Origin of the sequence: Mariniflexile fucanivorans (genome assembly GCF_004341235.1) — a bacterium.
Classification (GTDB): domain Bacteria; phylum Bacteroidota; class Bacteroidia; order Flavobacteriales; family Flavobacteriaceae; genus Mariniflexile; species Mariniflexile fucanivorans.
Genome location: NZ_SLUP01000006.1, coordinates 1 through 22,853, shown reverse-complemented (window position 1 = coordinate 22,853; position 22,853 = coordinate 1). Strand labels below are relative to the sequence as shown.

Sequence of the window (22,853 nt, the reverse complement as noted above, 5' to 3'; positions counted from 1 at the left end):
AAAAAAAGAATGGTTGTGAAATTAGTCAATTTCTTCGTAATCCACATATTCACCAACATCTTTATTTGAAGTTTTTGTGTTTGGCATTTTATCAATGGTTACTTCACCCTCTTTTTTTGGTTGCTGCTGCGATCTTTGGTTAAATTGACCACCAAATTTTTCTTCAGCTTTTTTAGCTAAGAATTTTAAAAGTAAGGGAGCAAAAAGTCTTGAAAGAATCTTCAATCCATAATAAATAAGCAAGATAATTAATATGACTCTTAAAAGACCCGTTACAGATGCTTGTTGCAACATAAAAAATAATTTTTAGCAAAAATACAATTCTATATGTTTAAAAAACGTTCAAAAATGATAAAAAAAGTATAAAATATCTATATTTGAAAACCCTTAAGTAAGTATTTTTTTAAGCATTGGTAAATAAAAATAATTTACGATAACTAAAAACACCGTTATGAACCCAATCAAATCTACTCTATTTTTAGTGCTAAGTTTAGTAACTATGCAAGCCTTTTCGCAATATACCGATGTTATCAATTCCAACAGACCTGGTGTATCAAGAAGTGCCTTTTCAGTGGGCACCAATGTGGTTCAATTTGAAGTGGGCCCGTATATGATTAAAGAAAAACGAACACCAGCAGCCAGTTACAAAGTTGATGGTTTTGGTGTTGATTTTGCTGCACGTTACGGCTTACTATGGGAACCTTTAGAACTTAATATTGAAGGGGCTTTTCAAAGTGATACCAAAACATATACAACTAGTATTTCAGCCGAAGACGATCGTGCTAATTTTAAATTCTTAACGGTTGGAGCTAAATATTTGGTTTACGATCCTTATAAAAAAGGAGAAGACAAGCCAAATTTATACAGTTGGAAAGCAAACCAACGCTTTAAATGGAAAACCTTAATTCCCGCAGTATCAATTTATGCGGGGGCTAATTATGATATTGAAAACAACCCCTACACCGATGAAGGAATTGAAGGTTTTAGCCCAAAAGTTATGATTGCTACTCAACATAATTTTAGCGGCGGTTGGGTATTTGTAATGAACTTTATTAAAGATAGAATTGGAACGGATCAATCTGACTTTCAATATATATTAACACTTACACATTCATTCAGTTCGCAATGGGTGGTATTTGGAGAAACCCAAGGCATACAAAGTGATTTTTATGCAGACAACTTGTTTAGATTTGGTGGTGGCTATTTATGGAGTAAAAATTTCCAATTAGATACCGCTGTAACGCTAAACACAAAAGATACACCTTCTGTTTTTGGTGTTAATTTGGGAATGTCTTACCGTTTAGATTTCCATAAAGACAAAGAAATAGACAATGGCACATCGGCTAAAGACGAAGGAAAACGACGTGCAAAAAAATCAAAAAAATCGACTGAGGTTATGGATAACTATGATAAAAAAAATAAAAGAAAAGACCAAAATTTCAACTAAAAAACTCACTACCAACTACTAATGATTTCAATAAAAGAAGTAAAAACAAAAAGTGATTTAAAGGCTTTTGTTAAATTTCCGTTTAAACTTTATAAAGACTCAAAATATTGGGTTCCTCCTATTATTAGTGAAGAAATAAAAACATTCGACACAAAAAAAAATCCCGTTTTTAATGATGCTCAGGCACAATTGTTTTTGGCATATAAAGATAATGTTATTGTAGGTCGTGTTGCTGCCATTATAAATTCCTTGGAAGTTGATAAGCAAGGCATTAAAAAAATGCGTTTTGGTTGGTTTGATTTTATTGATGATTTTGAAGTATCAAAAGCACTTTTAAACAAAGTAGAAATTATTGGGAAAGAACATAATTTAGAGTACACTGAAGGGCCTGTTGGGTTTTCCAACTTAGATAAAGTTGGGGTTATGACCGAAGGTTTTGAGCATATATCAACTATGGTTACCTGGTATAATCATGCGTACTATATAAAGCATTATGAACAGGCTGGTTATGTAGTTGAAAAATCATATATAGAAAGTGAATTTCCTTTTGCTAATGTAAAACCTGAATTCTTTTTTAAAGCACAGGAACTTATTAAAAAACGCTATCAAATTAAAGCTTTAAAATTTACCAAAACATCTGAAGTCATGCCTTATGCTGATAAAATGTTTGATTTGTTTAATGAAAGTTATGCGTCATTATCCTCTTTTGTAGAGATCACCGAGATTCAAAAAGAGTATTTTAAAAAGAAATTCATCAGTTTTATAAACCCAGAATATATCAAATTTGTTGTTGACAAAGATGACAAACTAATTGGGTTTGCTATTGTAATGCCGGCTTTTGCAAAAGCTTTACAGAAAATGAACGGAAAACTTTTTCCTTTTGGTTTCCGACATATTTTACAAGCTAAAAAGCACAGTAAAGATGTTATTTTCTATTTAATTGGTATTCATCCCGAATACCAAAACAAAGGCGTTCATGCAGTTATTTTTAATGAATACTATAATACGTTTACCGAGAAAGGCATTAAAACTTGTATTAGAACGCCGGAATTAGAAGATAATCATGCAATACATCAAATATGGAAACATTTTGATCCAGTTGTTTATGCGCGCCGAAAAACATTAAGAAAAAATTTATAACAAAAAAAGAGCTTCAAATTGAAGCTCTTTTTTGTATAAAATATAGTTTTATATTATTCGCCCATAGCAGCCATTACAGCGGCAGATAAGCGTTGGTAAGTTCCATTTTCCAAACGTGCTCTAATAGCATCAAAAGCATCTAAAGTAATGGAAACATCTTCTAATGTATGTGTAGCTGTTGGTATTAATCTTAACAAGATTAATCCTTTAGGTATTACTGGATAAACTACTATAGAACAGAATATTCCGAAATTTTCACGTAAGTCCTTAACCAAAGCCATAGCTTCTGGAATACTACCTTTTAAATACACAGGCGTTACACAACTTTGTGTTGTTCCAATATCAAAACCTCTTTCTTTTAGTCCGTTTTGTAAAGCATTCGTGTTTTCCCAAAGTTTTTCTTTTAGCTCTGGCATAGTTTTAAGCATTTCTAAACGCTTTCTAGCACCTACCACTAATTGCATTTGCAATGATTTTGCAAACATTTGAGAACGAAGATTGTATTTTAAATAATCCATGATTTCTTTGTCACCAGCAATAAAAGCACCAGTTCCAGCCATAGATTTTGCAAACGTAGCAAAGTAAACATCAATATCATCTTGTACACCTTGCTCCTCACCTGTACCTGCACCTGTTTTACCTTGTGTACCAAAACCATGTGCATCATCAACTAAGAATCTAAAATTGTATTTTTTCTTAAGAGCTGCAATTTCTTTAAGTCTACCTTGTTCTCCACGCATACCAAAAACACCTTCAGAAATAACCAAAATACCACCTCCGGTTTGTTCAGCCATTTTAGTAGCTCTATCAAGATTCTTTTCTAAGCTTTCAATATCATTGTGTTTGTAAGTAAAACGCTTACCCATATGCAAACGAACACCATCAATAATACAAGCGTGAGCATCAACATCATAAACAATAATATCATCTTTAGATACTAAAGCATCAATAGTAGATACCATGCCTTGATATCCAAAATTCAATAAATAAGCAGCTTCTTTACTAACAAATTCCGCTAACTCATTTTGAAGTGTTTCGTGAAGATCTGTGTGACCAGACATCATTCGAGCTCCCATAGGATACGCAGAACCATACGCTAAACCAGCTTCACCATCTACTTTACGTACTTCTGGATGATTTGCCAATCCTAAATAATCGTTAATACTCCAAGTAATAACGTCTTTTCCTTGAAACTTCATTCTGTTTGATATATGTCCTTCCAATTTTGGAAATACAAAATATCCTTCAGCTTGAGACGCCCATTTTCCTAACGGGCCTTTGTCTTTATAAATTTTTTCGAATAAATCTTTCATTTATTATAAATCTTATTGCTATTAAAATTAAGACTTAACTATCAACTTGAAACGATATAAAAATTTAAAAAACACAATGCTACGTGTTTAAATAAATTGATTGAAAGCTCTTTAGTTTTTAATTAGTTCGGGCAAAATTAAATATTTATATTCTTTGTACATAATTTTTAGCCTTCAATTATTTATAAAATATAAAAAGAGTCGACTTTTTGCTAATAATACAAATGTCAACCCTTTATTATGTACGTTTTATTTTATGTACTCAATGTTCTGTGCTGCGGCTTCATTGATGCTGTCAAAGAAACCTTGTTCTTGCATCCATTTATCACTGTAAACTTTACTCATATAGCGCGATCCATGATCTGGAAAAATGACTACTACGTAATCATCCTCATTAAATTCTCCTTGCTCCCCTAATTGCTTAAGTGCTTGAGTTGCAGCTCCTGATGTGTAACCTACAAAAAGACCTTCTGTTCTAGCTAATTCTCGTGCAGTATGAGCGCTTTCTTCGTCGGTTACTTTTACAAATTCATCTATAACATCAAAATCTGTGGCGGTTGGAATTAAATTTTTTCCTAAGCCTTCAATTCTATAAGGATAGATTTCTTTTTCATCGAATTCTCTGGTTTCGTGGTACTTTTTAATTACTGAACCAAAAGCATCTACACCTATAACTTTTATATTTGGATTTTGTTCTTTTAGATATTTAGCCGTTCCAGAAATAGTACCTCCTGTTCCACTACATGCTACTAAATGCGTTATTTTACCTTCGGTTTGCTTCCAAATTTCTGGACCAGTTGATGCATAATGAGCGTCAATATTAAGCTGATTAAAATACTGATTAATATAAACCGAGCCTTTCATCTCACTATGTAATCTTTTTGCAACTTCGTAATAAGATCTTGGATCATTGGCACTTACATGTGCTGGACACACATATACTTTAGCTCCCATGGTTTTTAGCATATCAATTTTATCTGCTGAAGATTTTGAACTTACAGCCAATACACAATCGTATCCTTTAATAATACTTACCATAGCAATACTAAACCCTGTATTACCAGATGTAGTTTCTATGATGGTAGCGCCTGGGGTTAAAATACCCTTGCGCTCTGCTTCTTCTATAATATATGTTGCTATTCTATCTTTTGAAGATTGCCCCGGATTAAAAGATTCTACTTTTGCGTAGAAGTTACCTTTGAATTTTGAAGCGACTTTATTAAGTTTGATAAGTGGTGTATTACCTACTAAATCTAATACATTATCAAAAACTTGATTTCTGTGTTTCATAAATGTCTTTTAGGGAGTTACCATAATATTAATGAAAATAATTGTAACTTAAAACCTGACAAAAGTAAAACTTTTTTTTATTAACCACAAATTCCCTCTAAATCCAGCAAAAACGCATACTCTAGGGCGACTTCCTTTAAACTTTCAAAACGCCCTGAAGCCCCACCATGACCAGCATCCATGTCGGTGTGTAACAACAATTTATTCGTATCTGTTTTTAATTCTCTTAATTTAGCAACCCATTTTGCAGGTTCCCAATATTGCACTTGAGAATCATGCAACCCCGTTGTAACCAACATATTTGGGTAGTTTTTTTGTTCTACATTATCGTAAGGGGAATATAATTTCATGTAATTATAATATTCAAGTTTGTTTGGATTTCCCCATTCATCATACTCGCCAGTTGTTAAAGGAATGGAATCGTCCAACATCGTGGTAACCACATCTACAAAAGGAACAGCCGCGAGAATTCCATTATATAGTTCTGGATTCATATTTATAACAGCACCCATTAATAAGCCACCTGCTGAACCTCCATAAGCATATAAATGTTTGGCAGATGTATAGTTTTCTTCTATTAAATATTTTGAACAATCTATAAAATCATGAAACGTATTTAATTTGTTTAATAATTTGCCGTTTTCATACCAATCTCTACCTAAATATTCACCACCTCGAATATGGGCAATAGCATAAATAAACCCACGATCGAGAAGACTTAAACGTACCGATGAAAAAGAAGGATCGATTGTAGAACCATAAGAACCATAGGCGTATTGCAATAACGGATTTGTACCGTCTAACTTCACGCCCTTTTTATAAACTAAGGACATTGGTACTTTTACACCATCTCGTGCCGTTGCCCAAATGCGTTTAGATTCGTAGTTTTCCTTTTTAAAGTTACCTCTTAAAACTTCCTGTTCCTTTTTAATTTCGCTTTTTTTTGTTTTGAAATTATAATCAATTACAGAACTTGGTGAGGTTAAAGAATTGTATGAATAACGCAACACATCACTATCAAAATCGGGGTTACTTCCTATGTATGCAGTGTATGTTTCACTTTCAAATGGAAGGAAATAATCTTCCTTTCCATCCCAACTCATAATGCGTAAATTATTAAGTCCGTTTTCACGTTCATTAACCACTAAATAATCTCTAAAAATTTCAATATCTTCTAATAAAACATCTTTTCTATGAGGAATTACCTCTTTCCAATAACGTTTTTCAGTTTTAAGTTCACTTGTTTTTAGTAGTTTGAAATTGGTGGCGTCGTCACAATTTGAAATAATGTAAAAGCTATCATTATAATGAGCGATGCTGTATTCAAAATCACGTTTTCTTTTTTGAAATATTTTAAATTCAGCATCAGGCGTGTCGGCATTTACAATACGATATTCCGAAGATAATGTGCTTGAAGATCCAATAATTAAATATTTTTTTGATTTTGATTTATATACAAACGTGTTGAATGTTTCATCTGCTTCATAAAAAACTTCTACATCATCTATAACTTCAGTATGTAATTTATGCTTGAAAATTTTATGTGAACGCAACGTTACGTCATCTTTCATGCAGTAAAACAAGGTTTTATTATCATTCGCCCACGTAGAACTGCTTGTTGTGTTTAAAATTTTATCTGTATAGATTTCACCTGTAACTAAATTTTTAATTTGAATGGTATATTGTCTTCTTCCAACAGTATCGGTAGAAAAACTTACCAATGTGTTATCTGGACTAATAGCCATACTTCCTAAATTAAAAAAAGGAAGTCCTTTAGCCATCTCATTACAATCGAAAAGTATTTCTTCGGGAGCTTCTAAAGATTCCTTTTTACGCAAATACACAGGGTAATCCTGCCCTTTTTCAAAACGCGTTATGTACCAATAACCATTTAATTTATAAGGAACAGAAGAATCATCTTCCTTTATCCTACCCTTCATTTCTTCAAATAAATCCTTTTGAAATGCCTCGGTATGCTGCATAACTTCCTTTGTGTAGGCATTTTCAGTATTCAAATAATCAATAACTTGCGGGTTTTCCCTATCGTTTAACCAATAATAATTATCAACTCTAACATCTTTATGTTTCGTTAACTTTTTTGGAATTTTGGTTGCTTGAGGTATTTGAAGTGCGTTTTTTAAGGACATATTATTTTTAAATTAAGGTGGCAAAAATATAAAAATTAAATAGCTTTGTAGGGAATTAAAAATTATAAAATTATGTTTGGAGATATGATGGGAATGATGGGAAAACTTAAAGAAACCCAAAGAAAAGTTGAAGAAACTAAAAAACGTTTAGATACGGTTCTAATTGATGAAAGAAGCAGCGATAACAAACTTAAAATCACGTTAACAGCCAATAGAACCATAAAATCTATTGAAATTGATGAAAGCTTGTTTGAAGACAAAGAACAACTGGAAGATTACTTAATTCTTACCTTAAATAAAGCCATTGAAAAAGCAACTAACGTAAATGAAGCGGAATTGGCAGCCGTAGCTAAAGAAGGCATGCCGAATATTCCGGGAATGGATTTATTTAAATAGACCTCTTAGGTTTTTAGACTTGTTAGACGGTTAGATTTTTTAGAATTTCTATTACTTTATTATGCATCGCATCGGTATAATCGAGGTGGGTAACTATTCTTAATTTATTGGTGCCCATACTTATAATGTGAATATTCTTGTCAATTAATTTTTGAATGAATGTTTTTTCATTTACATCTTTATTAAGTTCGAATATTATTATATTCGTCTCAATAGGCTCAACGGTTTTTATGATTGATAATTTAGATAAAGTTTCGCCTATTTCTCGCGCTTTTTTATGGTCATCAACTAATCTATCCATATTATTATCTAAAGCATAAAGTGCGGCCGCAGCTAAATATCCAGCTTGCCGCATATTACCTCCAAAAACTTTTCGAATTCGAAGAGCGTTTTTCATAATAGCTTCATCACCCACTAAAACGGACCCAACGGGACAACCCAAACCTTTACTTAAACAAACCGAAATAGTATCGAAAACTTCACCATATTGCTCGGTCGTTTCATTTTTTTCAACCAAAGCATTCCATATTCTAGCGCCATCTAAATGAAATCCTAAATCTTGTTCATCACAAACCTTTCTGATTTTTAAAATTTCATTAAAATCCCAACAAGAACCTCCTCCTCTATTGGCTGTGTTTTCGATTTCAACTAATCGGGATGGACTATAGTAATAAGCTTCTGGGTTTATGGCATCAATAACTTGTTGCGCCGTAAACATACCTCTATGTCCTTCAATTAATTTGCAAGAAGCACCACTATTAAAAGCAACGCCTCCAGATTCATAATTATAAATATGCGCATATTTGTCGCAAATAACTTGGTCGCCGGGGTTTGTATGCAGTTTTATAGCGGTTTGGTTTGCCATGGTGCCACTAGGAAAAAATAAGGCGGTAGTTTTACCAAACATGTTGGCAATACGAGTTTCTAATGCATTTACAGTTTCATCTTCTCTAAAAACATCATCACCAACTTTTGCAGCCATCATCGCTTCCAACATGGCTTTTGATGGTTTGGTGACGGTATCGCTTCTTAAATCTATTATCATATAAAAAAAATATAAGGTAAAGCTAAAAAATTCCACCGCGAATTTGCAAATTATTGTTGTTATAGATTATAATAATTTTACAAATATTTATTAGTAAAATTGAAATTAGTGAATTAGCGGTGAATTTAATTTCTTTAAACTTTTTAAAATTCTATTTTTGTTCAAAATAAAATGACTATGATAACTTCCGATCAAATTAAAGATCTTAATACCCGCCTCGACAAACTTAGGCACTATCTTTGACTTAGATAGAAAACTTATTGAAATAAAAAACGAAGAAGAAAAAACCTTCGATCCCAATTTCTGGAACGATGCCAAAGCTGCTGAAGCCATTATGAAATCGCTTCGTGTCACTAAAAAATGGGTTGAAGATTACAATAAAGCCAAATCCCTTACTGAAGATTTAGAAGTTCTTTATGAATTTTATAAAGAAGGAGAAGCTACCGCAGAAGATGTTGAACAGCAATATGATAAAGCATTTACTCTGCTTGAAGATATCGAGTTTAAAAATATGCTTTCTGAAGAAGGTGATAGCTTAAGCGCCGTTTTACAAATAACTGCTGGTGCTGGTGGTACCGAAAGTTGCGATTGGGCAAGTATGCTAATGCGCATGTACCTTATGTATGCCGAAAAAAGTGGATTTAAAGTAAAAGAACTCAACTTTCAAGAAGGTGATGTTGCTGGTATAAAAACGGTGACTTTAGAATTAGAAGGCGATTTTGCTTTTGGTTGGTTAAAAGGTGAAAATGGCGTGCATCGTTTAGTGCGTATTTCACCATTTGATAGTAATGCTAAGAGACATACTAGTTTCGCTTCGGTTTATGTATACCCTTTGGTGGATGATACTATTGAAATTGAAATTAACCCTGCCGATATTGAAATAACAACGGCTCGTTCTAGTGGTGCTGGTGGACAAAATGTTAATAAAGTGGAGACGAAGGTTCAATTAACGCATAAACCAACAGGTATTCAAATTCAATGTTCTGAAACCCGTTCACAACATGATAACCGTTCTAGAGCGATGCAAATGTTGAAGTCTCAATTATACGAAATTGAGTTACAAAAGCAAATGGCACAACGTGAAGATATTGAAGCCGGCAAAATGAAAATTGAATGGGGAAGCCAAATTAGAAACTACGTGATGCAACCTTACAAATTGGTTAAGGACGTAAGAACAGCCCATGAAACCAGCAATGTAGATGCCGTTATGGATGGAAATATTGGTCCGTTTTTAAAAGCCTATTTAATGATGATGGGACAAAAAGTTGAAGATAATACTAATTTATAAATTTAGAAAAAGTCCCTCCTTTGGAGGGATTTAGGGAGGATTATGAAACAAATAGATACTATAATTTTTGACCTTGGCGGCGTGTTAATCGACTGGAACCCCGAATACGTTTTTTTAGATGCTTTTAATGGCGATAGAAAAAAAATGGAATGGTTTTTCGAGAACATTTGTACACACGATTGGAACGAAAACCAAGATGCAGGTTATCCATTAGCACAAGCAACACAAGATTTAGTTGACAAATTCCCAGATTACGAGCATTATATTAAAATGTTTTATGGCGAATGGGAAAACATGTTGGGTGGTGCCATTGATGGTACTGTTAAAATTCTGGAAGCATTTATCAAATCTGATAAATACAAAGTGGTCGCTTTAACAAACTGGAGCAACGAAACCTTTCCTATTGCACAAAAACATTATGAGTTTTTGCACTGGTTTGATGGTATTGTGGTTTCTGGTGATGAAAAAACCAGAAAACCTTTTAAAGAAATTTATGATATTACTTTAGAGCGTTTCAATATCACTCCTGAAAATGCTATTTTTATTGATGATAATTTAAGAAACATTCAAGCTTCAAGCGCATTAGGTATTAATAGTATTCATTTTGAAAGTCCAGAAAAACTAATCGAGCATTTAAAACAATATAATATTCATTTATAATGATTAAAATACTTCACAATAACAGATGCAGTAAATCGCGTTGCGGATTAGAGCTTTTAGAAGCATCTGGGAAAGAATTTCAAATTGTAAAATATCTTGAAGACAATTTATCAACCAAAGAGTTAAAAGATATCATCAAACTTTTAGGCATAAAACCCATCGATTTAGTAAGAAAAAATGAAGCCATTTGGAAAACAGAGTTTAAAAATAAAACTTTAACCGATGACGAAATAATTGATGCGATGGTAAAAAACCCAAAACTTATTGAACGCCCCATAGTTATAAATGGTAATAAAGCGGTTATTGGAAGACCTACCGAAAAAATCTCTGAAATCATCTAAAAACATCATAAAAATCAAGTTAAGTTAATTAACTTTTATTTAACAAAACATGATTAAACCATGGTTATTTTTGCGAGTCTAATTCGCAAAAACGTAATTATGTCAAAAATTTCAAACTCCTTTATCATATTCTTTTCTTTCATGTCGTTAGCATTTGCGCTACCAGTAAATACCAACCCAACATTAGATAAAAACATAACCATAACAGGAAAAGTTATTGATAAAGAAACTAAAGACCCTTTAGAATATGCAACTGTTGCTTTTTTTAGTAAAAAAGAAAATAAAATAATAGACGGAGGTATTACAGATATCAATGGAAATTTCAATATCAAAATAGCACAAGGAGTTTACGATATTACCATAGAATATATTTCTTATAGAAAAATAACACTGCCCAATAAAAAGTTAAATTCAGATTTAAATTTAGGCACCATTTCTTTAGAAATAGATTATGCCGCTTTAGGTGAAGTTGAAATTATTGCAGAACGCACCACTGTTGAAATTAAACTCGATAAAAAAATATACAACGTTGGTAAAGACCTTACAGTTAGAGGTGGTACAGTAAGTGACGTTTTAGATAATGTTCCATCAGTTTCTGTAGATGTTGAAGGTAATGTAGCCCTTCGAGGACAGGACAATGTGAAAATTTTAATAAACGGTAAACCGTCTGGTTTGGTTGGTTTAAACTCGGCCGCGGCATTGCGCCAATTGCCCGCCGAAGCCATTGAACGTGTAGAGGTTATTACATCTCCATCGGCTCGATATGATGCCGAAGGTACTGCAGGTATATTGAACATTATTTTACGAAGAAGTAAATTACAAGGACTTAATGGAGCCATTACAGCCAATGTAGGATCTCCACTTTCTGCAGGACTTTCGGGTAATATAAATTACAGAACTGGCGATTTTAACTTTTTCAATACTACAGGCTACAACTATAGAGAATCACCAGGAAATTCAAAAACAGAAACCGAACAATTTAATGACAATGGTTCAATCACTTACTCAGATGAAAAGCGTGAATTTGAAAGAAAAAGCAAAGGCCTTAGTACCAACTTTGGTGTTGAATGGTATATTAACGATACTGCTTCTTTGATAACATCTGTTGTATATAGGGATAGTGATGAAAATAATGATGCCACTAACGTTACTAAACTATTTAATACCGATACAAATATTACCAAAATCATTAACCGCCTTGACCCTGAAGATGAAATCGACAAAAACATTCAATACGCTGTAAATTTTGATAAACAATTTAATGGTAATATAGACCATAGATTTACTTTCGATTTTCAATATGAAAATAGTCAAGAAGAAGAGAAATCACTAATAGTACAAAATGATGAAGATGTAGAACGTGTACAAACCATTGAAGAACAAAATAGCATTCTATTACAAAGTGATTATGTGCTACCTATTGGAGAAAATAGCCAGTTTGAACTTGGGTATCGTGGTAATTTTAGCGAATTGAATACAGATTACACGCTATTAGAATTTAATGATGATGGCAGTATTGATGATGATGGTAGCAATAATTTAATTTACAGAGAATACGTTAATGCCGTTTACTCACAATTTGGAAGTAAGATAAAGGATAAATTTTCCTTTTTGTTTGGATTGCGAATGGAAGCTTCTAGAATATCTGTCAATCAATTAACCAGTAACGATTTTGAACGCAAAAATTATAATGGTTTTTTCCCAACTCTAAATTTAGGTTATGAAATTTCAGAAAAACAAAGCATTACCCTTGGATATAACCGAAGGTTAAGTCGTCCTCGTTCTCGCTATATCAATCCATTCCCATCTCGTAGTAGCCCCATAAACTTATTTCAAGGGAATCCAGACCTTAACCCAAGTTACTCAAATTCTTTTGATTTAGGTTATTTAAACCAAATAGGGAAACTAACCTTGAATTCATCTATTTATTATCAACACGCTACAGATGTTTTTTCATTTATTGCCTTAGGGACAGATAATTATTACATTTTTGATACATCTCAAACGGTTAACATAAATGATTCTAATTTTGATGATTTAAGCGATCAATATACGTTGGTTCAAGTTATTAAAAGGTCGCCTGTTAATTTAGCCACAAACGACAGATTTGGTTTTGAATTCACAGTTACTCACAAACCAACCCAAAATTGGAATATCAACGGAAATTTCAACTTATTTCACTCAACTACAAAGGGGTTTTATGAAGGTACCGATTTTGGTGCTGAAAACATAAGTTGGTTTGTGCGCTTAAATAATAAATACACCTTACCTTCAAAAATTGACTGGCAAACAAGAGTGTTTTATATGGGGCCATCTGAAGATGCTCAAAACAAAAACAAAGGTATGTTTTCGGCTAGTATGGCATTCAGTAAAGATTTGTTTAAAGAAGCGGCATCTATTTCATTAAGTGTTAGTGATATTTTCAACTCAGAAAAACGCAGAAGTGAAGCAACAACTGCGGAGTTTTATAGTAACTCTGAATTCCAAAGAAGACAACGTAATTTTAACCTAACATTTACTTACAGATTCAATCAACAGAAAAAAAGAGATTCTGGCGAAAGAAACGGAAACAATGGAGGCGATAATTTTGATTTTGAAGGTTAATAGAATATTGTATATAAACAAAAAAGGGAAGCTAAAATTTAGCTTCGCTTTTTTATAAGTATAATTTTTAATTATGAGTTTTGACGTTTTGCCTTTTTCTCTTCTCTAATTTCTTTTAATCTTTCAATTAAAGCACCACCTATCCAATAAGGAATTACGAAGGTTAATAAGAAAATCATTAACCAGAAACCTAATGTTAAAATGGTTAAAAAAGCTAAAAATCCTAAATATTGGTCAAAATCAAACATAATTGTATGTATCTATTAAAAAAATCTTACGCAAATATAATGCATCGCTTTTTGTTAAACAATAGTTAAACTAAAAATTATTAACACTGTATTGTTAATCCAAATTAGGTTGCGGCGTCATTCTTAAATAAGGTTTTATTTCTTTATGCCCTTTTGGGAATAACGATGGTATTTGCTCATTTGTAACAGCAGGAGAAATAACTACATCTTCACCATTTTTCCAATTGGCTGGTGTTGCAACTTTATGGTAAGCAGTGAGTTGTAAAGAATCTATAACTCGTAATAATTCATCAAAATTTCTACCTGTAGATGCAGGATAGGTTATAATTAGCTTTACTTTTTTATCATCTCCTATCACAAAAACAGAGCGGACAGTAAATTTCTCACTCGCATTTGGATGAATCATATCATAAAGTTCAGATACTTTTTTATCTTCATCTGCTATAATAGGGAAATTTACTGTGGTGTTTTGGGTTTCATTAATGTCCTTAATCCAGTCTTTATGAGATTCTAAGCCATCAACACTTAACGCAACCACTTTTACGTTACGTTTATCAAATTCTGCTTTATATTTTGCTACGGTGCCTAATTCGGTAGTGCACACTGGAGTATAATCTGCCGGATGTGAGAATAAAATACCCCAACTCTCCCCTAACCAGTCATGAAAATTAATTTTTCCTTCGGTAGACTCTGCTGTAAAATTTGGAGCAACGTCTCCTAATCTAATTGTTGCCATAATATTTAATTTTTAATTAGTGTTAATAAATATAATTCTTATAAGCTAAATTACTTTTTTTTATTCAATTAATAAAAATGGGGTCGTTATAACTCTGTTAAAAAAACTTATGAAAAACTAACAAATATCATACTTATAAAAAACTTAAAACAGTTAACTTTGTATCTTACATTAAAATAGTTAACAATGGCTTTTAGAATAGAAAAAGATACCATGGGCGAGGTAAAAGTACCTGCCGATAAACTTTGGGGAGCACAAACAGAGCGCTCTAGAAATAATTTTAAAATAGGAGCTTCGGCTTCTATGCCTTTAGAAATAATTTATGGCTTTGCTTATTTAAAAAAAGCTGCTGCTTACACCAATTGCGAATTGGGCGTTTTGCCAATTGAAAAACGCGATTTAATTGCAACTGTTTGCGATGAAATTTTAGCAGGAAAGCATGATGATCAATTTCCGTTGGTTATTTGGCAAACAGGTTCTGGAACACAAAGTAATATGAATGCAAATGAAGTGATTGCCAACAGAGCGCAACAATTAGCAGGCAGAGTTATTGGTGAAGGCGAAAAAGCCATTCAACCTAATGATGATGTTAATAAATCGCAATCATCAAACGATACGTTCCCAACAGGTATGCACATTGCTGTGTACAAAAAAGTTGTAGAAGTTACTATTCCTGGAGTTAAACAACTACGAGATACGCTTAAGAAAAAATCGGAAGCATTTAAAAATGTAGTTAAAATTGGTCGTACCCATTTAATGGATGCGACACCACTAACTTTAGGTCAAGAAATTTCTGGTTATGTAGCACAACTAGACCACGGTTTAAGAGCCTTAGAAAACACGTTGCCACATTTAAGCGAATTGGCGTTGGGTGGAACAGCTGTTGGAACTGGTTTAAACACACCAAAAGGCTATAGTAAACGTGTTGCAGAATATATTGCACAGTTTACCGGACTTCCCTTTGTTACTGCTCCTAATAAATTTGAAGCTTTAGCGGCTCATGATGCTATAGTTGAAACACATGGTGCTTTAAAACAATTAGCTGTTTCTTTAAATAAAATTGCAAACGATGTTAGAATGATGGCATCTGGACCAAGAAGTGGCATTGGTGAAATTATTATTCCTGCAAACGAACCAGGTAGTTCTATTATGCCAGGAAAGGTAAACCCAACACAATGTGAAGCCTTAACAATGGTTTGTGCACAAGTAATTGGTAACGATGTTGCTATTTCTGTTGGTGGATTACAAGGCCATTATGAATTAAACGTATTTAAACCTGTAATGGCTGCAAATGCATTACATTCAGCGCAACTAATAGGTGACGCTTGTGCCAGTTTTGATGAACATTGTGCGGTAGGCATTGAACCAAACTATGAAGTTATTAAAACATTATTAAACAATTCACTGATGTTGGTTACTGCTTTAAATACTAAAATTGGTTATTATAAAGCTGCTGAAATCGCCAATACAGCTCATGCCAACGGTACAACCTTAAAAGAGGAAGCCATTAATTTAGGCTATGTAACTGCCGAAGATTATGATGCTTGGGTAAAACCAGAAGATATGGTTGGTGGTTTAAAATAAACTATTCAATATCTATATAAATAAAAAAACAGGTAAAATTATTTACCTGTTTTTTTTTTGGTTGGCTAGCTATCAATCCTTTTTAAAGTTCAAAGGAAATCGAGCCAAATATATAATTTAACATATTCAATAATGTTAACAAATGTTAATTAATATCAATTTTCTTTCTTATCCTACTTAATTGAACGGCTGTAATACCTAAATAAGAAGCGATATGATACTGAGGTATTAAGGTATCTAAATTGGGAATTTGTTTTCGTAATTCGGTATAGCGGTCTTTAGCATCCAATGAAATTAATTCTACAAGTCTTTTTTCATAAGCGATATACACTGTTTCTAAAATTCTGGAATATAGAGTATTAAGTGATTCGTGCTTTTTACATAATTCTATAAGTTTATAATAATCAACTTCATACATTTCAGAATCTGCTAAAGCTTCAAAAGCAAATAGTGAAGGACTTTTTTGTATTAATGAGGTTAAAGGTCCAACAAAATTATATGGCATATAAAAACTTTTATTAAATTCTTTACCAGACTCTGTACTTAAATAACATCTTACAACACCAGAAATTAACATATATACCTTTGAAGGCACTTCGTTGAACTTAACCAATTGTTTTCCTGCTTTAACTTTTTTATACTCAGATATTTTTAAAAGTTCCACTACAATTTCTTCAGAAATATTACTAATAGAGTTTAAAAAATTGGCATGAGACTGTGTTTCACCCATATAATAAGGCATTTTAATTGCTTAAAATTTTTGTTTTATATTAATTGGGCTTAAAATTACATCTTCTATGCCTTCTACAATTAAAATCTCCATAATTAGCATATAAATTTGTTTAGCTGTAATTATGTTTCTTTTAATAATTTTAAAATAAAAAAAGCCTTAGGAATTAACCTAAGGCTTAATAATTAAGTGCTTATAAATTTATTACTTCACTTCTTCAAAGTCAACATCTTCCACATCACTACCTTCTGCTTGTCCACCTTGACTTGCATCTGGTCCTGGTTGTGCGCCACCTTGAGCATCAGCTTGGGCTTTGTACATTTCTTCACTAGCAACTTTCCAAGCTTCATTTATTTTCTCTAAAGCTGGGTCAATAACCGCTAAATCCTTCGTTTCAAAGGCTGTTTTAAGTTCTGCTAATGCTTCTTCAATTGGTTTTTTCTTATCATCAGATAATTTATCACCAAATTCAGCTAACTGACTTTCTGTTTGGAAAATCATGGCATCAGCAGCATTTAATTTTTCAGCTTTTTCTTTCGCTACTTTATCAGCTTCTGCATTTGCTTCTGCATCTGCTTTCATTTTTTTGATTTCTTCTTCAGTTAAACCAGAAGATGCTTCAATACGAATATCTTGAGTTTTACCTGTAGCTTTATCACCTGCAGTTACGTGGATAATACCATTCGCATCAATATCAAACGTTACTTCAATTTGAGGTGTTCCTCTTCTTGCTGGCGGAATACCATCTAAATGGAAACGTCCAATCGTTTTATTATCAGCAGCCATCGCTCTTTCACCTTGTAACACGTGAATTTCCACAGATGGTTGGTTATCGGCAGCTGTTGAGAATACTTGCGATTTCTTAGTAGGAATCGTAGTATTTGCTTCAATCAACTTAGTCATTACATTACCCATAGTTTCAATACCTAATGATAATGGTGTAACGTCTAATAACAATACATCTTTCACATCTCCAGTTAAAACACCACCTTGTATACCGGCACCTAAAGAAACAACTTCATCAGGATTTACCCCTTTACTTGGCGCTTTTCCAAAGAATTTCTCAACAGCAGCTTGTACCGCAGGAATACGTGTAGAACCCCCTACTAATATAACTTCATCAATATCGCTTTTGCTTAAACCTGCAGCTTTTAAAGCCGATTCGCAAGGTGCGATTGTACGTTTAACTAAATCGTCAATTAATTGTTCAAATTTAGCTTTAGTTAACGTACGCACTAAGTGTTTTGGGCCACTAGCAGTAGCAGTAATATAAGGCAAGTTAATTTCTGTTTGTGCAGAACTTGATAATTCAATCTTCGCTTTTTCAGCAGCTTCTTTTAAACGTTGTAAAGACATGGGATCTTTTCTTAAATCCATAGCTTCTTCCGCTTTAAACTCATCAGCTAACCAGTTAATGATTTTTTCATCAACATCATCACCACCTAAATGGGTATCACCATCTGTTGATAATACTTCAAAAACACCATCACCTAATTCTAAGATAGAAACGTCATGTGTTCCTCCACCAAAGTCAAAAACTACAATTTTTTGGTCTTTACCTTTTTTGTCTAAACCGTAAGCTAATGCCGCAGCAGTAGGCTCATTTATAATACGTCTAACTTTTAAACCAGCAATTTCGCCAGCTTCTTTAGTGGCTTGACGTTGCGAGTCGTTAAAATAAGCAGGCACTGTAATAACCGCTTCTGTCACTGTAGTTCCTAAATAATCTTCAGCCGTTTTCTTCATTTTTTGAAGAATCATAGCCGATAATTCTTGTGGTGTATATAAACGACCGTCAATATCTACACGTGGTGTATCGTTATCTCCTTTTACTACTTTATAAGGTACACGATCTGCCTCTTTTTTTGACTCAGAAAACTTGTTCCCCATAAAACGTTTAATAGAATAAACCGTTTTTGTTGGGTTAGTTACCGCTTGTCTTTTTGCTGGATCACCAACTTTAATTTCACCGCCTTCAACAAAAGCTATTACCGATGGCGTTGTTCTTTTTCCTTCTGCGTTTGGGATTACAACAGGCTCATTACCTTCCATTACCGAAACGCAAGAGTTGGTTGTTCCTAAATCGATTCCAATTATTTTACTCATAATATGTTTTATTTGTTTTGAAAATTCATTTTTAAATTCGATATGTTAAAGTCAATGATTGTGCCAACACACACAAACTGACAAGGTGTCATAAAACTCAAGTTTTCAATCGCAGCCTCTGTAGAGTTCAAGTAATCGTAAATCATTAATCTAAAATCATAATTCATTGGGCGCATCCCTATCGGGTCGGGCTATCCGCTGCAAGTCCTCGCTCCTGCGTCGCTGTGGGCTTTCCACTACTATCCCTTGCGCACCTATTCGCAGCAACAATACCTTTTACTAAGTTAACAGTTGCAGTTTTCAATCTACAGAAAACTTTGAAACTTTGCGACTTTGAAACTATGCTACTTTCCGAAAAAAAACACCCTATATTTGTAAAACAAACTATTAGCCTCATGGAATGTATCTCAGTTTTCGACATGCTAAAAATTGGAGTTGGTCCTTCAAGTTCCCACACTTTAGGACCGTGGCGCGCTGCAGAACGTTGGATAAAAGAATTAAAAGATGATAATAAATTTGATGCTGTCGAAAGCATTTCAATAGATTTATACGGGTCATTATCCTTAACAGGAAAAGGACATGCCACCGATTATGCCATCATGTTAGGTTTAAGCGGCGCCAACCCAGAAACCATACCTGTTGAAAACATAAGCGATATCATTTCAAAAATAAAAGATACCAACATCTTACACTTTAATAACGAAAAAGAACTTGCATTCAACCCCAAAAAGCAAATTGTTTTCAATAAAAAATTCTTGCCGTTTCATGCCAATGCACTTCGTTTTACTGCCATTATTAATGGCGAAAAAAAAGAAGCCACTTACTACTCTATTGGTGGTGGGTTTGTTGTTCAAGAAGAACGAAAATTAGCGAAAGCTAAAAAAATAATCTTTCAATGTACGTTTCCTTACCCTATTGAAACAGGTGTCGATCTTTTAAAATACTGCAAACAACTTAATAAATCTATTTCTCAAGTTGTTTTAGAAAACGAAAAATCAATAAACACTGTTGAAACCATCGATTTTGAACTGCAACGCATTTGGAATACCATGCTAGAATGCATGTATATTGGTTGCCATACCGAAGGCAATTTACCAGGAGGCTTAAATGTAAGACGACGCGCTTTTGACACCTACCAAACTATAAAAGGCGATTTACAATATACTAATCCAAAAGAATGGCTAGAATCCATTCGGAAAACAGAAGTCAAGTTTAGGCAAATACTAAAATGGGTAAGCTGTTTTGCATTAGGTGTTAACGAAGTGAATGCCTCGTTAGGTCGTGTGGTAACTGCTCCAACAAATGGAAGCGCTGGCGTTATACCTTCTGTGTTAATGTATTATATGGTTATTGAAAATCATGATGCCGATTTTAGTCATATTAGACAATTCCTTTTAGTTGCAGGCGAAATTGGTAGTATTTTCAAAAAAGGAGCGACCATTAGTGCTGCCATGGGTGGTTGTCAAGCCGAAATTGGCGTATCATCTGCCATGGCGGCAGCAGCCTTATGCGAGCTTATGGGAGGCTCCCCAGAACAGGTTTTAGTAGCTGCCGAAATTGCCATGGAACACCATTTAGGTTTAACCTGCGACCCTATTGGAGGCTTAGTGCAAATACCATGCATTGAACGCAACGCCATGGGTGCCATAAAAGCCATAAACGCCGCTGAAATGGCTTTAGATACGGACCCTGAAAATGTAAAAGTACCATTAGATAAAGTAGTAGCAACCATGTGGGAAACCGCCAAAGACATGAATAAAAAATATAAAGAAACCTCCAAAGGCGGATTAGCTGTTGGGGTTAATATGTCCGATTGTTAGTTTTTTTAGTTACAAAGTTTCAAAGTCGCATAGCAACTAATAATAAAGCCTCATAAAACTTTACTTCTTTGCAACTTTGAAACTTTGAAACTTTGCTACTTTGAAACTTTGCTACTTTGAAACCTAACATATCTACTTAATTCATTACTTTTGCACTCTATTTTTAAAACAAAAAAGAATGTCCGCAGCCAAAAAAGAATATAAACGCATCACAGTGAAAACTTTAATTGATATGAAAGCCCATGGCGAAAAAATATCAATGCTTACTGCTTATGATTATACCATGGCGAAAATAGTTGATGGTGCAGGTATTGATGTTATTTTGGTAGGTGATTCTGCTAGTAATGTTATGGCAGGTCACGAAACGACGCTTCCCATTACATTGGACCAAATGATTTATCATGCATCATCCGTAGTTCGAGCCATAGACCGTGCTTTGGTTGTTGTAGATTTACCTTTCGGAAGCTACCAAAGTGACCCTAAAGAAGCCCTTCGTTCGGCCATTAGGATCATGAAAGAAAGTGGCGGACACGCTGTAAAACTAGAAGGTGGTAAAGAAGTTAAGGAGTCCATCAAACGTATTTTAAATGCTGGAATCCCCGTCATGGGGCATTTAGGTTTAACACCACAATCCATTTATAAATTCGGAACATATACCGTTCGAGCCAAAGAAGAAGAAGAAGCTGAACGCTTACTTGAAGATGCAAAAATCCTTGAACGCATAGGCTGTTTCGCCATTGTTTTAGAAAAAATTCCCGCTGCTTTAGCAAAACAAGTTGCAGAAAGTGTAAGTATTCCAATTATTGGTATTGGTGCTGGTAATGGTGTTGATGGTCAAGTTTTAGTATTACATGATATGCTTGGAATGACTCACGAATTTCATCCCCGTTTTCTTAGACGTTATTTGAATTTATATGAAGATATGACAACTGCAATATCACAATATGTTGATGATGTAAAAACGTGTGATTTTCCTAATGATAGTGAACAGTACTAGTATTCAGTCTCAGTTTTCAGTTTTCAATCAAAATAATTGAAAAGCCTTAATAATTACCAGGAAATTCGAGTAAATCAGTGAAATCCGTGTCTAAAATACTTTCAAATAAAAACAACCTTCAAATATTATTTGAAGACAATCATATAATAATAGTAAATAAGCGTGCTGGCGATATTGTACAAGGTGATAAAACAGGCGATAAACCTTTAAGCGAAGTTGTTAAAAGCTATATAAAAGACAAATATAACAAGCCCGGAAACGTATACTTAGGGGTTGTGCATCGTTTAGACAGACCCACAACAGGACTGGTTATTTTTGCAAAAACAAGTAAAGTGTTACCTCGGTTAAATGCACTATTTGTTTCAAAAGATATTGATAAAACCTATTGGGCCATTGTTAAAAATGAACCACCAAAAACTGAAGACACTCTTATTGATTGGCTGAAAAAGAATCCGAAAAACAACAAATCTACAGCCTACCCAAAAGAAGTAAAAGATAGTAAAAAGGCCATTCTTCACTATAAAACATTACAAAAGTTAGACAATTATTTTCTACTTGAGGTAAATTTAGAAACTGGTAGACACCACCAAATACGTTCTCAATTATCAAATATTGGTTGCCCTATAAAAGGTGATTTAAAATACGGTTTCGATAGAAGTAATAAAGATGCCAGCATCCATTTACATGCCAGACATATTACCTTCGTTCACCCCGTAAAATTAGAAACCTTAAATATTACGGCACCACTACCCCACGATCCCATTTGGGATGCTTGTAATGGTTAATTTCATATCTTTATGAAAAAACATTTTGGATCGTATTAATAACATTCACTCATCACACAAAACATTTTTTAATTCGCAAAATGCAAAAAACGGGCATAGTATACCACCCACAGCGGATTAAAGTGAGCATAGTGCGGCGGGTGAAAGTGAACCACCCACAGCGGACGAAAGTGAAC

General features: G+C 33.7%; 20 protein-coding genes. 11 read left to right on the top strand and 9 right to left on the bottom strand.

What is annotated here, in order from left to right; genetic code table 11:
* Positions 1-21 precede the first annotated feature (21 nt).
* Complete coding sequence (locus tag EV196_RS12535; protein WP_132218118.1) at positions 22-294, bottom strand: DUF4834 family protein; 273 nt, start codon at positions 292-294, stop codon at positions 22-24.
* A 157-nt stretch (positions 295-451) separates the two neighbouring features.
* Here EV196_RS12535 and EV196_RS12530 point away from each other — a divergent pair, with 157 nt between their 5' ends.
* Both EV196_RS12530 and EV196_RS12525 read left to right on the top strand, forming a co-directional pair.
* Positions 452-1,447, top strand: coding sequence for a transporter (locus EV196_RS12530; protein WP_132218117.1), 996 nt, complete (start codon positions 452-454; stop codon positions 1,445-1,447).
* A gap of 21 nt (positions 1,448-1,468) precedes the next feature.
* The gene (locus EV196_RS12525) at positions 1,469-2,587 is read left to right on the top strand and encodes a GNAT family N-acetyltransferase (protein ID WP_132218116.1); all 1,119 of its coding nucleotides are present in this window, start codon (positions 1,469-1,471) and stop codon (positions 2,585-2,587) included.
* Positions 2,588-2,640: 53 nt separating this feature from the next.
* Here the strand turns inward: EV196_RS12525 and EV196_RS12520 are convergent, their stop codons facing one another.
* The 3 genes from EV196_RS12520 to EV196_RS12510 form a co-directional block, all read right to left on the bottom strand.
* Positions 2,641-3,900, bottom strand: a complete 1,260-nt coding sequence (locus EV196_RS12520) for an aminotransferase class I/II-fold pyridoxal phosphate-dependent enzyme (RefSeq protein WP_132218115.1) — start codon at positions 3,898-3,900, stop codon at positions 2,641-2,643.
* Between the two features lie 249 nt (positions 3,901-4,149).
* Positions 4,150-5,190, bottom strand: a complete 1,041-nt coding sequence (locus EV196_RS12515) for a PLP-dependent cysteine synthase family protein (protein WP_132218114.1) — start codon at positions 5,188-5,190, stop codon at positions 4,150-4,152.
* Between the two features lie 80 nt (positions 5,191-5,270).
* Entirely contained in the window at positions 5,271-7,337 is a 2,067-nt protein-coding gene (locus tag EV196_RS12510) for a S9 family peptidase (RefSeq protein ID WP_132218113.1), read from the bottom strand.
* Between the two features lie 72 nt (positions 7,338-7,409).
* On the opposite strand from EV196_RS12510, the gene EV196_RS12505 reads away from it, so the two are divergent.
* Entirely contained in the window at positions 7,410-7,733 is a 324-nt protein-coding gene (locus EV196_RS12505) for a YbaB/EbfC family nucleoid-associated protein (protein WP_132218112.1), read from the top strand.
* Between the two features lie 22 nt (positions 7,734-7,755).
* Here the strand turns inward: EV196_RS12505 and EV196_RS12500 are convergent, their stop codons facing one another.
* Positions 7,756-8,778, bottom strand: a complete 1,023-nt coding sequence (locus tag EV196_RS12500; protein ID WP_132218111.1) for a threonine aldolase family protein — start codon at positions 8,776-8,778, stop codon at positions 7,756-7,758.
* 177 nt (positions 8,779-8,955) lie between these two features.
* Here EV196_RS12500 and prfB point away from each other — a divergent pair.
* The 4 genes from prfB (at position 8,956) to EV196_RS12480 (ending at position 13,671) form a co-directional block, all read left to right on the top strand.
* Positions 8,956-10,066, top strand: a protein-coding gene (prfB, locus tag EV196_RS12495; RefSeq protein ID WP_132218110.1) for a peptide chain release factor 2 whose coding sequence is annotated in 2 segments (ribosomal slippage) — positions 8,956-9,018 and positions 9,020-10,066 — 1,110 coding nt in all. Because the reading frame shifts where the segments join, the coding sequence is not laid out codon by codon here.
* 42 nt (positions 10,067-10,108) lie between these two features.
* The gene (locus tag EV196_RS12490; protein ID WP_132218109.1) at positions 10,109-10,726 is read left to right on the top strand and encodes an HAD family hydrolase; all 618 of its coding nucleotides are present in this window, start codon (positions 10,109-10,111) and stop codon (positions 10,724-10,726) included.
* Positions 10,726-11,067 (top strand): arsenate reductase (glutaredoxin), encoded by a 342-nt coding sequence (gene arsC / locus EV196_RS12485; protein WP_132218108.1) that lies wholly within the window; start codon positions 10,726-10,728, stop codon positions 11,065-11,067. The genes EV196_RS12490 and arsC overlap by 1 nt, the downstream gene beginning before the upstream one ends.
* Positions 11,068-11,166: 99 nt before the next feature.
* Positions 11,167-13,671 carry an outer membrane beta-barrel family protein gene (locus tag EV196_RS12480; protein ID WP_132218107.1) on the top strand — a complete coding sequence of 835 codons (2,505 nt, stop codon included), beginning with the start codon at positions 11,167-11,169 and terminating at the stop codon, positions 13,669-13,671.
* Positions 13,672-13,742: 71 nt separating this feature from the next.
* Here EV196_RS12480 and EV196_RS19930 read toward each other — a convergent pair whose 3' ends face one another.
* Together EV196_RS19930 and EV196_RS12475 are read right to left on the bottom strand one after the other, a co-directional pair.
* Positions 13,743-13,919 (bottom strand): hypothetical protein, encoded by a 177-nt coding sequence (locus tag EV196_RS19930; RefSeq protein ID WP_165876166.1) that lies wholly within the window; start codon positions 13,917-13,919, stop codon positions 13,743-13,745.
* 94 nt (positions 13,920-14,013) lie between these two features.
* Positions 14,014-14,655 (bottom strand): peroxiredoxin, encoded by a 642-nt coding sequence (locus EV196_RS12475; protein ID WP_132218106.1) that lies wholly within the window; start codon positions 14,653-14,655, stop codon positions 14,014-14,016.
* 186 nt (positions 14,656-14,841) lie between these two features.
* Between EV196_RS12475 and fumC the strand changes: the two genes are divergently transcribed.
* Complete coding sequence (gene fumC, locus EV196_RS12470) at positions 14,842-16,239, top strand: class II fumarate hydratase (protein WP_132218105.1); 1,398 nt, start codon at positions 14,842-14,844, stop codon at positions 16,237-16,239.
* A gap of 145 nt (positions 16,240-16,384) precedes the next feature.
* Here fumC and EV196_RS12465 read toward each other — a convergent pair whose 3' ends face one another.
* Positions 16,385-16,969 carry a Crp/Fnr family transcriptional regulator gene (locus EV196_RS12465; RefSeq protein WP_165876165.1) on the bottom strand — a complete coding sequence of 195 codons (585 nt, stop codon included), beginning with the start codon at positions 16,967-16,969 and terminating at the stop codon, positions 16,385-16,387.
* A gap of 204 nt (positions 16,970-17,173) precedes the next feature.
* Positions 17,174-19,075, bottom strand: a complete 1,902-nt coding sequence (dnaK, locus tag EV196_RS12460) for a molecular chaperone DnaK (RefSeq protein WP_132218103.1) — start codon at positions 19,073-19,075, stop codon at positions 17,174-17,176.
* 395 nt (positions 19,076-19,470) lie between these two features.
* Here dnaK and EV196_RS12455 point away from each other — a divergent pair, with 395 nt between their 5' ends.
* From EV196_RS12455 to EV196_RS12445, 3 genes are all read left to right on the top strand, one after another.
* Positions 19,471-20,895 (top strand): L-serine ammonia-lyase, encoded by a 1,425-nt coding sequence (locus tag EV196_RS12455; protein ID WP_132218102.1) that lies wholly within the window; start codon positions 19,471-19,473, stop codon positions 20,893-20,895.
* 178 nt (positions 20,896-21,073) lie between these two features.
* A complete protein-coding gene (gene panB / locus EV196_RS12450) occupies positions 21,074-21,892 on the top strand; it encodes a 3-methyl-2-oxobutanoate hydroxymethyltransferase (protein ID WP_132218101.1) in 819 nt (272 codons plus the stop codon).
* Positions 21,893-21,978: 86 nt separating this feature from the next.
* Positions 21,979-22,677, top strand: a complete 699-nt coding sequence (locus tag EV196_RS12445) for an RluA family pseudouridine synthase (protein ID WP_132218100.1) — start codon at positions 21,979-21,981, stop codon at positions 22,675-22,677.
* The last annotated feature ends 176 nt before the right edge of the window (positions 22,678-22,853 follow it).

Coding starts and splice junctions, on each gene's coding strand:
- EV196_RS12510 (WP_132218113.1), bottom strand. CDS start 7,337: ATGTCCTTAAAAAACGCACTTCAAATACCTCAAGCAACCAAAATTCCA.
- EV196_RS19930 (WP_165876166.1), bottom strand. CDS start 13,919: ATGTTTGATTTTGACCAATATTTAGGATTTTTAGCTTTTTTAACCATT.
- panB (WP_132218101.1), top strand. CDS start 21,074: ATGTCCGCAGCCAAAAAAGAATATAAACGCATCACAGTGAAAACTTTA.
- fumC (WP_132218105.1), top strand. CDS start 14,842: ATGGCTTTTAGAATAGAAAAAGATACCATGGGCGAGGTAAAAGTACCT.
- EV196_RS12535 (WP_132218118.1), bottom strand. CDS start 294: ATGTTGCAACAAGCATCTGTAACGGGTCTTTTAAGAGTCATATTAATT.
- EV196_RS12480 (WP_132218107.1), top strand. CDS start 11,167: ATGTCAAAAATTTCAAACTCCTTTATCATATTCTTTTCTTTCATGTCG.
- EV196_RS12500 (WP_132218111.1), bottom strand. CDS start 8,778: ATGATAATAGATTTAAGAAGCGATACCGTCACCAAACCATCAAAAGCC.
- EV196_RS12525 (WP_132218116.1), top strand. CDS start 1,469: ATGATTTCAATAAAAGAAGTAAAAACAAAAAGTGATTTAAAGGCTTTT.
- EV196_RS12490 (WP_132218109.1), top strand. CDS start 10,109: ATGAAACAAATAGATACTATAATTTTTGACCTTGGCGGCGTGTTAATC.
- EV196_RS12520 (WP_132218115.1), bottom strand. CDS start 3,900: ATGAAAGATTTATTCGAAAAAATTTATAAAGACAAAGGCCCGTTAGGA.
- EV196_RS12455 (WP_132218102.1), top strand. CDS start 19,471: ATGGAATGTATCTCAGTTTTCGACATGCTAAAAATTGGAGTTGGTCCT.
- dnaK (WP_132218103.1), bottom strand. CDS start 19,075: ATGAGTAAAATAATTGGAATCGATTTAGGAACAACCAACTCTTGCGTT.
- arsC (WP_132218108.1), top strand. CDS start 10,726: ATGATTAAAATACTTCACAATAACAGATGCAGTAAATCGCGTTGCGGA.
- EV196_RS12530 (WP_132218117.1), top strand. CDS start 452: ATGAACCCAATCAAATCTACTCTATTTTTAGTGCTAAGTTTAGTAACT.
- EV196_RS12475 (WP_132218106.1), bottom strand. CDS start 14,655: ATGGCAACAATTAGATTAGGAGACGTTGCTCCAAATTTTACAGCAGAG.
- EV196_RS12465 (WP_165876165.1), bottom strand. CDS start 16,969: ATGGGTGAAACACAGTCTCATGCCAATTTTTTAAACTCTATTAGTAAT.
- EV196_RS12505 (WP_132218112.1), top strand. CDS start 7,410: ATGTTTGGAGATATGATGGGAATGATGGGAAAACTTAAAGAAACCCAA.
- EV196_RS12515 (WP_132218114.1), bottom strand. CDS start 5,190: ATGAAACACAGAAATCAAGTTTTTGATAATGTATTAGATTTAGTAGGT.